Origin of the sequence: Streptomyces marispadix (assembly GCF_022524345.1) — a bacterium.
Lineage (GTDB): Bacteria > Actinomycetota > Actinomycetes > Streptomycetales > Streptomycetaceae > Streptomyces > Streptomyces marispadix.
On sequence record NZ_JAKWJU010000002.1, the window covers coordinates 3,156,014 to 3,168,708 of the forward strand.

Below are 12,695 nucleotides of genomic sequence, written 5' to 3' on the forward strand. Positions count from 1 at the left end.
GCGCGTTCTCGTGCGTACAGTTACGGCATGGACCACTCGCGTGTGCCGGAGCCGGGGGCCGGCTGGCCTCTGCACGGGCGGGACGAGGAACTCGCCCGTCTCACACGTGCTTTGACCGAGGAACGCTGCAAGGGGCTGGTCGTCTTCGGGCAGGCCGGTGTCGGCAAGTCCCGGCTGGCGGAGGAGATCCTGGCCGTCGCGGAGCGCTCCGGGTTCCGCACCGGGCGTGCCGTGGCGAGCACCGCCGCCGGGACTGTGCCGCTCGGTGCGATCGCCCATCTGCTGCCGACGGGGGTGGACCTCTCCGATCCGGTGAGGGGCTTCGCGGCGGTCGCCGACGCCTTGCGGGGCGTAAGCGGGGACGGTTCCCGGGGCGGTTCCGACGAGCGCCGGAGCGGTTCCGGAAGCGCAGCCCGGGGCGGCCCCGGAAGCAGCGGGCCCCGGAGCAGGCCGCGTCCCGGGCGCGACCGCCGTGCGCCGACCGCCGTGTTCGTCGACGACATCCATCTGCTCGACGCGACGTCCGCGATGCTGCTGCGCCAGCTCATGGACGCCGGTGTGATCACGCTCATCGCGACCATCCGCACCGGCGAGGAGCCCAACGAAGCGGTGGAGGCGCTGACTTCGGGCGAGGCGATCCACCACGCCGAACTCGGAGTGTTCGATCTGCGCCGTACGGAGGGCCTGCTGGAGAAGGTGCTCGGCGGGCCCGTCGGCAGCACCACCGTCCGCGACCTCCACGAGGTCTCCGGCGGCAACGTCCTCTTCCTGCGCGAACTCGTGCGCGGCGCACTGGAGAACGGCGCCCTCACCAGCGACGGCGAGGTCTGGGAGGCACGCACCGAGACATGGGAGGAGGGCACCGGCGCCGCCCCGGCGACGCGCACGGGAACGCACACCGCCGCTCAGCGCACGGCGCCCTGGACGACGCTGCGGCTGTCCGAACTCATCCGCGTCAAAGTGGACGCCGTGGCCGGACCCGGCCGTGACGCGCTCGAACTCCTCGCCTGCTGCGGGGCGCTCCCGCTCGCCGCCCTGGAGACCGCCGCCCCTCAGCATGTGCTGACGGACCTGGAACGCGACGGCCTCATCCGCTTCGGCACCGACGGGCGGCGCACCCGCGTCTCACTCGCCCACCCTCTCTACGAGGAGGTGCTGCGCAACGCGGTGCCGGCACTGCGGCACAGGGCGATCCAGCTCGAACAGGCCGCGAGAATCGAGGAGTTCGGTGCCCGCAGACGCGGAGACGCGCTGCGCATCGCGACCTGGCGGCTCGACGCGACCGGCAAGGCCGACCCTGCGCTGCTGCTGCGCGCCGCACACCTCGCCCACTACGCCCACGACCACCCCCGTACGCTCACGTTCCTCAACGCGCTGCCCGAGTCCCACCACGACGCCGGCACCAGGCTCGTACAGGGCGAGGCGTACTTCCTCACGGGAAGCTGGGACCTGGCCGACGCCGTCCTCGCGCAGGCGGGCGAGACGGCACGCGACGAGGCGGAACGAATAGCGATCACCGTCACCAGGACGACGAACCTCCTGGTGAGCAACGCGCCCCTCGACGAGATACTCGAGGTCAACGAGGCCGCGCGCACCGCCGCCTCCTTCGAGCCCGTACGCGAACTCCTCCTCGTCAACGAGGGGTTCATCAGGCTCGCCAGCGGACAGCCCGTCGCCGGCCTGAAGCTGCTGGAACTGCTGGAACCCGAGGCCTACCAGGCCCTCGACAGACGCATGTGGCTGTGCGCTGCGGCCGTGCGCACCCTCGCCCTCGTACTCGTGGGACGCGTCGGCGACGCCGTCGAATGGGCCGAACGCGCCCACGCCGCCCATGTGCTGACCGATGAAGAGTCACGCCCCGCGCACCCCGCCGTGCAGCAGGGAACGATGGTGCTCGCACTGGCCGAGGGCGGGCGGCTGGCGGAGGCCGCGGCGCTCGGTGAGAGCGTGAGCAGCGAACTCGCCCGCCACAGCCCGCTGTTGCGGATCTTCCCGGCGCTACTGAACGCCCGTACCCAGTGGCTCGCGGGGCATCCCGCCACGGCCCGCCGGATGTACGCCGAACTCGCCGCGCTCGCCCGCCGCGAGCGCCAGGCCAAGCTGCTGCGCATCGCACTCAGCGGGCTGGCCGCCTGTGCGGCGGTGCTCGGCGACCCCGAAGCGGCAGGCAACGCCCTCACCGAGCTGGACTCCATGGCCGGGGGTTCGCCCGGCTATCTCTCCGTCGGTGAGGAACGCCTCGGCGAGGCTTGGCTGTCGGCCTCCGGCGGCCACCGCAGCAAGGCACGGAAGGTGCTGTTGGAGGCGGCGGAAGCGGCGCGTTCCACCGGGCACATCACCTCGGAGGGGCTGCTGCTGACCGATGTGGCACGACTCGGCGGCGCCGCGGACGTCGCCGCGCGGCTGGCGGAGATCGCGCAGCGGTGCGACGGGGCGCTGGCGTCGGTGCGTGCCCGGCTGGCCGCCGCGCTGGCCGCCGGGGAGCCGGAGCAACTCATGGAGGCGAGCGAGGAGTTGGAGGCCCTGGGCGCTCATCTTCCGGCCGCCGAGGCCGCCGCGGCAGCCGCACGTGTGTGGCTCCGTCGCGGTGAGCGCCGCCGTGCGACGGCGGCGTCCGTACGTTCCGGGACGGTCGCGGAGACGCACTGCGAGGGCGCGCGTACGCCGCTGCTGGAGACGGTGGGCGCCGCCGCTTCGCTGACCGACAGGGAGCGGGAGATCGCGGATCTGGCCGCCGCGGGCGAGCAGAGCAAGGAGATAGCGGCGGAGCTGGCGCTGTCGGTGCGTACCGTCGACAACCACCTCCAGAAGGCGTACGCGAAACTCGGCATCGCCACCCGCCGTGAACTCGCCGCCCGGCTGGGGCACTTGGGGCAGGCTGGCCCGGGGCGGACGGCGTGAGGGGCTGGCTTTTTCGGGTGCCCGCATGCGACCGTCCGGGGTGACGTGCCTGCTTGTGCGGGGCGGCGCCGGTGTCAGAGCACGCCGGAGGCCAGGGACTGTTCCGTCCAGATGACCTTGCCGTCCTTCGTGTAGCGGGTGCCCCAGCGGTCGGCGAACTGGGCGACGAGGAAGAGCCCCCGCCCGCCCTCGTCCGTCGCGGCGGCATGCCGCAGATGCGGTGAGGTGCTGCTGCGGTCGGAGACCTCGCAGATGAGGGCGCGGTCGTGCAGCAGCCGCACCCTGATGGGCCCGGTGGCGTGGCGGATGGCGTTGGTGATCAGCTCGCTGAGGATCAGCTCCGTGACGAAGTCCTGCTCCTCCAGGCCCCATCGGGCGAGCTGCGCGGTGACCTCGGCACGTACTCCGGCGACCGCCGAGGGGTCCGAGTCGACCTCCCACTCGGCGACCTGGCCGCTTCCCAGCCCCCGGGTACGGGCCACGAGCAGCGCGATGTCGTCGCCCTGCCGGTCCGGCATCAACGCGTCGAGCACGGCGTCGCAGCTCTCCTCCGGCGACTGGCCCGCGTGCGCCACGGCTTCGCGCAGCAACTCCAGCCCGGTGTCTATGTCCTTGTCGCGCCGCTCGACGAGACCGTCGGTGTAGAGGACGAGGCGGCTGCCCTCCTCCAGCTTCAACTCGACCGACTCGAAGGGCAGTCCGCCGATGCCCAGCGGCAACCCCGAGGGTATTTCGGGGAATTCGACCGTGCCGTCGGGACGTGCCAGCGCGGGCGTCGGATGGCCCGCCCTGGCCATCACACAGGTACGGGAGGCCGGGTCGTAGACGGCGTAGAGGCAGGTGGCGCCGGTGATGGCGGTCTCGTCACCGGCCTCGATGGCGTCCTGGTCGACACGTGCGGCCAACTCGTCGAGGTGGCCGAGGAGTTCGTCGGGCGGCAGATCGAGGGCGGAGAAGTTGTGCACGGCGGTGCGCAGCCGCCCCATGGTGGCCGCGGCATGCAGCCCATGGCCCACGACGTCTCCGACCGCGAGGGCCACACGGGCGCCGGGCAGCGGAATGACGTCGAACCAGTCGCCGCCGACCCCCGCCTGCGCCGGAAGATAGCGCGAGGCGACCTCGACGGCGCTCTGCTCGGGCAGGGCACGCGGCAGCAGGCTGCGCTGAAGGGCGACGGCCATGCCGTGTTCACGGGTGAAGCGGCGCGCGTTGTCGATGGAGACGGCGGCGCGGGCGGCCAGTTCGGACGCCAAGGACAGATCGTCGTCCTCGAACGGCTCCGGCTTCTCCGAACGCCAGAAGTTGACCACCCCGAGCAGTACGCCACGGGCACGCAGCGGAGCGGCTATCAGCGAGTGAATGCCGAACTCCAGTACGCGGTCCGTGCGTTCGGGGTCCTGTGCGCGCCATCCCGGCGACTCGCTCAGCCGGGGTTCCAGCACGGCCCGGCCGCTTTCGAAGCTGCGGGCCTGCGGCGACCGCGACGCGAAGGCTATGGACCTGCCCAGCGGATAGAGGGGCTGGTCGTCACGCACGCCGTGCACGGCGGTACGCCGCATCACCGGCTCCGAGCCGTTCGGACTCGGCTCGTCGCCGCGCAGCACCGGCTCCGCCAGATCGACGGTGACGAAGTCGGCGAACCGTGGCACGGGCACCTGCGCCAACTCCTCGGCCGTACGCGTCACATCGAGCGTCGTACCGATGCCGCCGCCCGCCTCGTACAGCAACTCCAGCCGCTTACGGGCCGATTCGACCCTCGTGGAGAGAAGACGCAGCTCGGTGGTGTCGCGGAGGGTGGCGACCCAGCCCGGTGGCCCGCCGTTTCGGTCGGTGGAACGGTTGTTCACGGCCAGCAGCCGGTCCCCGGAGCGCAGCACCTCGTCGGTGGCGACACGTCCCGGATGCAGCAGGCCGCGCATCGGGGCTTCCAGGCCGAGTTCGGTGACATGTCTGCCCTGGGCGTCGGGCGGCAGGTCCAGCAGCCGCGAGGCCTCGTCGTTGGCGAGCAGCAGCCGCCCCTCGCCGCTGACGATGAGCACGCCCTCGTGTACGGAATGCAGCACCGCGTCGTGGTGCTCGTACATGCGCGTCATCTCCAGCGTGCCCAGACCGTGGGTCTGGCGCCGCAGACGGCGGCTGACCAGGGCGGTCCCGCCGGTGGCGAGAGCGAGCGCCACGGCCGCTGCCCCCAGCAGCAGCGGAAGCTGCCGGTCGACCACCCGGCCGACCTTGTCGACCTTTATTCCGGCGGAGACCAGGCCCACGATCCTGCCGTCGGAGTTCCTCACGGGGACGACGACCTGGACGATCTCGCCGATCGTTCCCTCGACGGTCTCCCTGTGCACCTGCCCGCGCAGCGCGGGCCCGATGGTGCCGACGAACTTCTTCCCGATACGGTCCCGCGCCGGATGCGTATAGCGGACGCCCTTGGTGTTCATGACGACGACGAAGTCGACACCGGTCCGCTTACGGGCAGCCTCTGCCGGGCCCTGTAGCCGCGCCGTCGGATCGGGCGAACGGAGCCCGCTGAGCGTGCCCGGCGAATTCGCGAGGGTCTCGGCGACGGCGAGCGAACGGTCGCCCGCGGCGTCCGTGCTGTCGCGCCGCACCTGAAGCACGAGGGCCGCGACCGCCGCCACCACGAGGAGCAGGACCACCGCGACCTGGAGGACGAAGACCTGACCGGCGACGCTGCCCTCGCCGAGCCTTGGCCGCCGCAGGCGCCTGTCGGGGAGCAGCGGGGCAGCCAGAGCCCGAAGACGTGTCAGCGGTCCTGCCATTGCCCCTGTTTACACTGCCGCTCCTCGTCAGTCGACAGCCCGTCGGCTTGTCCGTGCATATGACGGGGCGAGGTGCGGGCGCCATTTCCTCGTTTTGCGGGATCTTGCCGACGGGCGCGGGGGCACGGGGTGTTGGGGGGTGAGCCGGGGGGCCGGGGCCCGGGGGCGGCGGCCCGGGGCCCGGGGCGGGGCGGCGGCCCGGAGCGGGGACGGCGCCGGAGCCGGAGCCGCGGGCGGGCGGGCGGCTGACCAATGACGCATGGCGGACGACAGATATCAGGTAACGGGTGACAGATGACAGGTAACGGGTGACAGATGACGGATGACAGAAATCGTCTTCTGTCATCCGTCATCCGTTAGTCGTCATCCGTTAGTCGTCACCCGTCAACCGTCAGTCCCTTAACCGTCAGGCGCCAGCCGTCAGTTGCCAGCCGTCACCCGCCAGCCGTCAGTTGCAGCATCGGCCCGTCCCCCGGTCCTGCCTCGACCAGACTCCGCGGACCTCAACTGCGAGTCTCAACTGCGGGCCTCAACCGGTCTCAGTCTGCCTTCGCCGACTCCGCTCCCGGCTTGGAGAGGCTGGTGCCGGGCTCGGTCCTGCCCTGGGGCATGAGCAGCAGCGCGCCCATGGCGAGTACGCAGCAGCCGATGATGTACCAGCTGATGCCGGTGCTGGAGTCCGTACTCTCCAGGATCGCCGCGGCGATGAGCGGCGCGGGCCCTCCGGCGATCACCGAGGCGAGCTGGTAGCCGAGCCCGGCGCCGCTGTAGCGGACGTTCGCGCCGAAGCTCTCGGCGATCAGCGCGGCCTGCGGCCCGTACTGGATGTCGTGGAAGAACAGCGACAGCACGATCGCGGCCAGCACCAGCCCGTAGGAGCCCGAGTCGAGCATCGCGAAGTACGGGAAGGCGAAGATCCCGACGCAGGCGATGCCGATTCCGTATGTCAGCCGCCTTCCGATGAGGTCGGAGACATGGCCCCACAGCGGAACGCTGATCAGGCCGACGGCGGCCGCGATGAGGGTGTCGTTGAGCAACTCCTCCTTCTCCAGGCCGACTTTCTCGGTGCCGTACGTCAGGACGAAGGTGATGAAGAGGTAGAACGGCGCCTGTTCCGAGAGGCGGACGAAGGCCGAGGTGAGGACCTCGCGGGGCTGTTCGCGCAGCACGCTCAGCACGGGCAGGCGCACCACCTCCCGCTCCAGCTTCACCTCCTGGAAGGCGGGGCTCTCCAGCACGCGCAGCCGTACGTACATGCCGATGCCGATGAGCACGATGCTGGCCAGGAACGGGACGCGCCAGCCCCAGCTCTCGAAGCCGTCCCCGGACACGGAACTCATCAGCTTGACCATGCCGGTCGAGGCGAGCAGGCCGAGCGGGACGCCCAGTTGAGGCCAGCTCGCCATCAGCCCGCGCCGTCGCTTGGAGCCCCACTCCATGGACAGCAGTACGGACCCGCCCCACTCGCCGCCGACGCCGATGCCCTGAATGACGCGCAGCAGCACCAGGAGCAGCGGGGCGGCGAAGCCGATCGAGGCGTAGCCGGGCAGCAGCCCGATGAGGAAGGTGCTGACGCCCATCAGCACGAGCGTCATCACCAGGGTCGACTTACGACCGACGCGGTCGCCGAAGTGGCCGAAAATCGCGGCGCCTATGGGACGGGCGGCGAAGCCGACGAACTGGGTGCCGAAGGACGCGAGCACCCCGACATACGCGGAGCTGCCGGGGAAGAAGAGATGCGGGAAGACGAGGGCGGCGGCGGTGCCGTAGAGGAAGAAGTCGTACCACTCGATGGCTGTGCCGACCGTGCTGGCGACGACCGCCCGGCGGCGCTGGCTGCGTACCGTCTCCGGCTCTTCCACGGGGGTGGACGTGGTCATGGCGGACTCCTCGGGGTGGACTGGCCAGTGATCCACTGAACGAAAGCTGACCGTGAGGTTCGAGCCATCGGGGCGAGCTGTCAAGGGAGTGCGCGAGGCGGACCACGGGACGGGACGCGGGGAGGATCAGGGGACCGGATGCGGGCCCGCGCACCGCCCGGCCCGGCAAGGCCCGCCGACCCGGCCCGCCGTTCCGCTTTCGGCACGGCTCCGCACGGCTCGGCACGTATCGGCACGTCAACTCGCGCCAGGCCAGGCGTGGTTCAGCGCTTCAGCTCTGCCCGTATCCCGTCGTAGCTCAGCCCGTCCCAGCCGAGGCGGGCGAGGGTGCGCCCGGTGCTGCGGTAGTCCTCGCCGCTCAGCGCGGAGAAGAGGCTGACCAGCGCATCGGTCATCGGGGTCGGTACGGCGGCCCGCTCGGCGAGCTGGGTGAGGGGGACCAGCGTGGAGGACACGTCCTCCTTGAGGAAGCGGTGGTCGAGGGAGCGCGGTGCGGTGATGTCCCGGTAGACGTGGACGCTGCGCATCGCCTCCAGCAGCGTTCCGCCACCACAGCCGTAGTAGCGGTCGAGGAGTTCCGCCATGGGCGGGACCGGGGCGTCGTACGCCTCGCCCACGAGCTGGAACTCCTTCTCCACCCGCTCCAGCAGGACCACGGTCCGCTCGGAGAGTCCCTCGCGGTAGAAGAGCAGCTCCTCGGCGCGGTCGATGCGGCTGATGTTGGCGAGGGCGATGGTGGCGTGTGCCACGGCACCGAAGTCCGTGAGTCCGCGCTGCACTTGGCTGCCGGCGCGTTCCAACCCGGGGAAGAGGCGGCGCAGCCGCTCGCCGTGGCGGTCGGCCGTCCCGCCGTCGGCGCCCGTGAAGAGGTTCCACTTCTTCCGTCCGTGTACGACCACGCCGCGGTCGTCCCAGGCGCGTGCCGCGAACAGGGCGTCGGTCTCGACGACATCGACCCCGTGCGTACCGTGCCCGGCGAGCGCATGGCCGAACTCCGCGCTGCCGCACAGCTTTCCGGAGAAGAGGACCACCACATGGCCCGGTTGCAGATGGGGTGCGAGCGCTGCCGCCACGGCGCGGTAGGCGGTGGTGACGGCGGCGACGAAGAGCACCCGGCAGCGCCCGGCCAACTCCCGTAAGTCACTGCTCACTTCGACCAGCGGGAAGCGCCCCTGAAGCAGGCCGCGGGCCCGTATCGCACGCGTGCGGCCGATCGTGCGTATCCGCCCGGGGTCGCGGGTGTGCAGCCGTACCGCTTCGCCGCGGGACGCCAAGTGCGCCGCCAGCGCGAGACCTTCGCTCCCGGCGCCCAGGACTCCGACCTCGCCGGAGCGGCGTTCAGGAGTCACGCCCGCGCTACCTCCCCGATCCGTACGACTGCTCCCGGCGCAGCGTGCACAGCACAGCCCGCACAGCGTAGATCGCGAGGCCCGTACGCACGGAAGCGGGCCCGCGCCGGGCTCAGTCCGCCGTCGCGCCGCCCTGCGGGGCACGGTGGCCCATGCGCTCGCGGATCGGCGCGTAGTGCCGCACGATCGCCTTGCGCAGCAGCGCGCTGTCCCCGGCCCCGATCGCGTCGAGCACGGCGACGTGTGCGTCGGCTGTCTGTGCGAGGTCGGTGGTGCCGGGAAGGGCGCCGAGCGCGATCGCGTGCACGTCCCAGAAGGCGCCGGTGAGCTGAACTGCGAGCGCGTTGCCGGTCGTACGCATCAGCAGCAGGTGGAACTCCCGGTCCTCCGCCAGGAACTCCTCGCCGCGTGCGGCCTTCTCATGCATGGTGCGGGTCAACTGCCGCATGGACTCCAGCATTTCGGGCGTCGTGTTCTCCACGACGACCTCGGCGAGGCTGGTCTCGATCAGCTCGCGCACATCGATGAGGTCGGCCATGACGTCCTGGTCGTCCTGGGCGTTGAGCAGCCCCCGGAAGGCGAGCGACTCGACCATGGCCGTGAGGCTGAGCCGTCCCACGTAGGTGCCGTAGCCGTGCCGCACCTCGACGATGTCGAGCGCGGAGAGCGTCTTCATCGCCTCGCGGATACGGGATCTGCTCACGGCGAGCTGTTCGCTCAACTCGTTCTCGGTGGGCATGGGGTCGCCGGGGGCGAGCCGTCCCAGCAGGATGTACTCCTTGATCCGGTCCACCACGGACAGCTCCGGGGAGCGGGGATCGCGCGGACCTCGCGGGCCGTTGAGCCCGCGCGGCGCTCCTTGGGGTCCCTTGCGGGGCGGCTCTTGCGACCCGTTGTGCGGTCCGTTGGGCGCGCCGTGGCCGTGTTCCGCAGGCAGCTTCTTCGCCGGCATCCGAGGTCGGCCCTTCCCGGGTGAGGAGCGACCTTGGCGTCGCCCCGGAGCGTATGCGTCCGACATCGGACATCCTACGTCTGCGCGGAGAAGGTCTTGTCACGGCGGCGGGCCGCCCTTAGCGTCAGGACATCAGACATCCGACGTCTGATGAGGCCGGAGGACGCGGGCCGAGGACGACGGGCCCGGGACAGCGGGCCGAGGACAACGGCTGAGGCAACGCCCTGAGTCCAACGGCCCGTAACGGCGGACGAGGACGAAGGGCGGGCCATGACAGACGAGAAGGACGAGCGCGCACAGCGGCGGCCCGCCTGGTACCGGGAGATCTCCGGCCCCCAGTGGCGGGCCTTCGTCGCGGCCTGGCTCGGCTATCTGCTCGACGGCTTCGACTTCGTGATCATCACGCTCGTACTCACCGAGGTGAGCGACGAGTTCGATCTCTCCGCGGTGACGGGAGCCGCCCTGGTCTCGGCGGCGTTCATCTCCAGGTGGTTCGGCGGCCTCGCCCTCGGGGCGCTCGGCGACCGCTTCGGACGCAGGAGCGCGATGGTCGTCAGCATCGTGCTGTTCTCCGCCGGTTCGGCGCTGTGCGCGGTCGCGCCCGCGTACTGGGTGCTCTTCGCGGCGCGGCTGCTGATCGGGCTCGGCATGGCGGGCGAGTACGGATCGAGTTCCACGTACGTCATCGAGTCCTGGCCCGAGCATCTGCGCAACAAGGCGTCGGGCTTTCTGATCAGCGGCTTCTCCATCGGGGCGGCGCTGTGTGCACAGGCGTACCGGCTGGTCGTGCCGGAGTGGGGCTGGCGTGCGCTGTTCGCCGTGGGGCTCTTGCCGATCCTGGTGGCGCTGTGGCTGCGGCGGGCGCTGCCGGAGTCCGGGGACTGGCAGCGGGCGCGTGACGCACGCCGGGCGGGCGCGGAGGGTCCGCCCGACATGTTCCGCACCCTCTACCGGAACGGGCGGGCGCGGCTCACAGCGGTCAATGTGGTGCTGACGCTCGTCGCGTTCGGGGCCCTGCTGCTGGTCTTCGCGGGCGTCGTCCACGGCGCGTTGCCCGTTACGGGCCTGGCGGCGGCGGTCACCGTGGTCTTCGTCTGCTTCATGGCCCAGTTCTCGGGACGCCGCTGGCCCACGGGGGTCACGCTGATGATCACCGTCTTCACGGCGTTCCTCTACTCATGGCCGATCCAGGCCCTGCTGCCGACGTATCTGAAGACGGACCTTGGGCTCGACGCCGGGCACGTCGCCGACCTGCTGTTCTTCTCCGGGTTCGGTGCGGCGGCGGGTTGTGTGCTGGGCGGCTTCCTCGGTGACCGCTTCGGCACGCGGAGGGCGTACTGGACGAGCCTCGTCGTCTCTCAGCTCCTCGTCTTCCCCGTCTTCCTCGTCGGGGGCGGTTCGCTGGTGCTGCTCGGGGCGCTGCTCTTCCTCCAGCAGGTCTTCGGGCAGGGCATCTCGGGGCTGCTGCCCAAGTGGATCGGCGGCTACTTCGCGGTCGAACAGCGCGCGGCGGGGCTCGGGTTCGCGTACAACGTAGGCGCGCTGGGCGGTGCGGTGGCGCCCGTACTGGGTGCGAGCCTGGCGCAGACGATGCCGCTGGGCACGTCGCTGGCCGTGCTGTCGTTCGGGCTGACGGCGGTCGTGATCGTACTGGTGGCGGTCAATGCGCCCATGCGCGCGCAGCGGCTCCTCGCGCCCGCGCACGTATGGGACACGGACGCGCTCGATGTGATCCCACGAGTCCCAGCCCCTGCCGCACCGAAGGACGCGGGCAGGGAAGGGATGTCCGCATGAGCCATACGAGCCGCATGAGCGGTACGAAGCACACGGGCCCGACGGACTGTACGAAGCCGGCGGTGCGACCGGACCCGACGGCGGCCGCGGATGCGCGTGCCCGGATCACGGGGGTGGTGCCGCCCGTCGTCACTCCGCTCACGGAGGACCGCGAGTTCGACGCCGCCTCGTTCGCGCGACTGGTCGGAAGGCTTCTCGCGGCAGGCGTCGACGGGCTGTTCGTACTCGGCTCGACCGGCGAAGCGGCGTTCTGCACGGACGAGTTGCGCACCCGCGTCGTCCGGGAGGCCGTCGCACTCGCGGCGGGTCGCGTACCCGTGCTGGCGGGCGTCATCGACACCCAGACCGGCCGTGTGCTGCGCCATCTTCAAGCGGCACAGGAGGCGGGCGCGGACGCGGTGGTCGCGACAGCGCCGTTCTACGCCGTCACACACGAGCCGCAGGTCAGACGGCACTTCGAGATCCTCGGCGCGCGGGCGGACGTGCCGGTCTACGCGTACGACATCCCCCTGTGCGTACACGCCAAGCTCGATGCGGACATGCTCGTCGAGCTGGGGCTGGGCGGAGCGCTCGCCGGGGTGAAGGACTCCTCGGGCGACGACGTGGCCTTCCGGCGACTGGCGCTGCGCAACCGCGCCGAGGGCTCGCCGCTCACCCTCTTCACGGGTCACGAGGTCGTCGTCGACGGTGCGTTTCTCTCGGGCGCGGACGGTGTCGTACCGGGACTGGCGAACGTCGACCCGGAGGGCTACGTACGCATGCACGCGGCCTTCCGCCGGGGCGACTGGACGAGCGTGCGCAGCGAACAGGACCGTCTCGCCGCCCTGATGGAGATCACCCGCGCCGCGACGTCCGTCACGGGGTGGGGCAAGGGAGTCGGCGGCTTCAAGACCGCGCTGATGCTTCAGGGGATCTTGTCGTCCAACCAGCTTCCGGAGCCCTTCGAGGCGCTCGGCGGTGACGAGGTCGAGGCGGTGAAGGCGGTCCTCGGTACGGCCGGTCTGCTGCCGTAGGCAGCGTGACCAGTGCCTGTACGGGA

At 71.1% G+C, this 12,695-nt stretch carries 7 protein-coding genes; 3 read left to right on the plus strand and 4 right to left on the minus strand.

The window, feature by feature from the left end; genetic code table 11:
* The first annotated feature begins 27 nt into the window (after positions 1-27).
* A complete protein-coding gene (locus tag MMA15_RS13150) occupies positions 28-2,901 on the plus strand; it encodes a LuxR C-terminal-related transcriptional regulator (RefSeq protein ID WP_241059677.1) in 2,874 nt (957 codons plus the stop codon).
* A gap of 74 nt (positions 2,902-2,975) precedes the next feature.
* Here the strand turns inward: MMA15_RS13150 and MMA15_RS13155 are convergent, their stop codons facing one another.
* The 4 genes from MMA15_RS13155 to MMA15_RS13170 all read right to left on the minus strand — a co-directional run bounded on the left by MMA15_RS13155 (position 2,976) and on the right by MMA15_RS13170 (position 9,862).
* A complete protein-coding gene (locus tag MMA15_RS13155; RefSeq protein ID WP_241059679.1) occupies positions 2,976-5,681 on the minus strand; it encodes a SpoIIE family protein phosphatase in 2,706 nt (901 codons plus the stop codon).
* A 539-nt stretch (positions 5,682-6,220) separates the two neighbouring features.
* On the minus strand, positions 6,221-7,561 hold the full coding sequence (locus MMA15_RS13160; protein WP_241059681.1) for an MFS transporter: 1,341 nt from the start codon (positions 7,559-7,561) through the stop codon (positions 6,221-6,223).
* 263 nt (positions 7,562-7,824) lie between these two features.
* Complete coding sequence (locus tag MMA15_RS13165; protein ID WP_241059683.1) at positions 7,825-8,910, minus strand: NAD/NADP-dependent octopine/nopaline dehydrogenase family protein; 1,086 nt, start codon at positions 8,908-8,910, stop codon at positions 7,825-7,827.
* A 112-nt stretch (positions 8,911-9,022) separates the two neighbouring features.
* Positions 9,023-9,862 (minus strand): FadR/GntR family transcriptional regulator, encoded by an 840-nt coding sequence (locus MMA15_RS13170; RefSeq protein ID WP_241059684.1) that lies wholly within the window; start codon positions 9,860-9,862, stop codon positions 9,023-9,025.
* Between the two features lie 270 nt (positions 9,863-10,132).
* Here MMA15_RS13170 and MMA15_RS13175 point away from each other — a divergent pair, with 270 nt between their 5' ends.
* Both MMA15_RS13175 and MMA15_RS13180 read left to right on the plus strand, forming a co-directional pair.
* Positions 10,133-11,656 (plus strand): MFS transporter, encoded by a 1,524-nt coding sequence (locus MMA15_RS13175; RefSeq protein WP_241059686.1) that lies wholly within the window; start codon positions 10,133-10,135, stop codon positions 11,654-11,656.
* Positions 11,653-12,669 (plus strand): dihydrodipicolinate synthase family protein, encoded by a 1,017-nt coding sequence (locus MMA15_RS13180; protein ID WP_241059688.1) that lies wholly within the window; start codon positions 11,653-11,655, stop codon positions 12,667-12,669. Before MMA15_RS13175 ends, MMA15_RS13180 begins: the two co-directional genes overlap by 4 nt.
* Positions 12,670-12,695 lie beyond the last annotated feature (26 nt).

Excerpts from the sequence above, each read along its gene's own strand:
- MMA15_RS13150 (WP_241059677.1), top strand. The coding sequence starts at position 28 with ATGGACCACTCGCGTGTGCCGGAGCCGGGGGCCGGCTGGCCTCTGCAC.
- MMA15_RS13155 (WP_241059679.1), bottom strand. The coding sequence starts at position 5,681 with ATGGCAGGACCGCTGACACGTCTTCGGGCTCTGGCTGCCCCGCTGCTC.
- MMA15_RS13160 (WP_241059681.1), bottom strand. The coding sequence starts at position 7,561 with ATGACCACGTCCACCCCCGTGGAAGAGCCGGAGACGGTACGCAGCCAG.
- MMA15_RS13170 (WP_241059684.1), bottom strand. The coding sequence starts at position 9,862 with ATGCCGGCGAAGAAGCTGCCTGCGGAACACGGCCACGGCGCGCCCAAC.
- MMA15_RS13175 (WP_241059686.1), top strand. The coding sequence starts at position 10,133 with ATGACAGACGAGAAGGACGAGCGCGCACAGCGGCGGCCCGCCTGGTAC.
- MMA15_RS13180 (WP_241059688.1), top strand. The coding sequence starts at position 11,653 with ATGAGCCATACGAGCCGCATGAGCGGTACGAAGCACACGGGCCCGACG.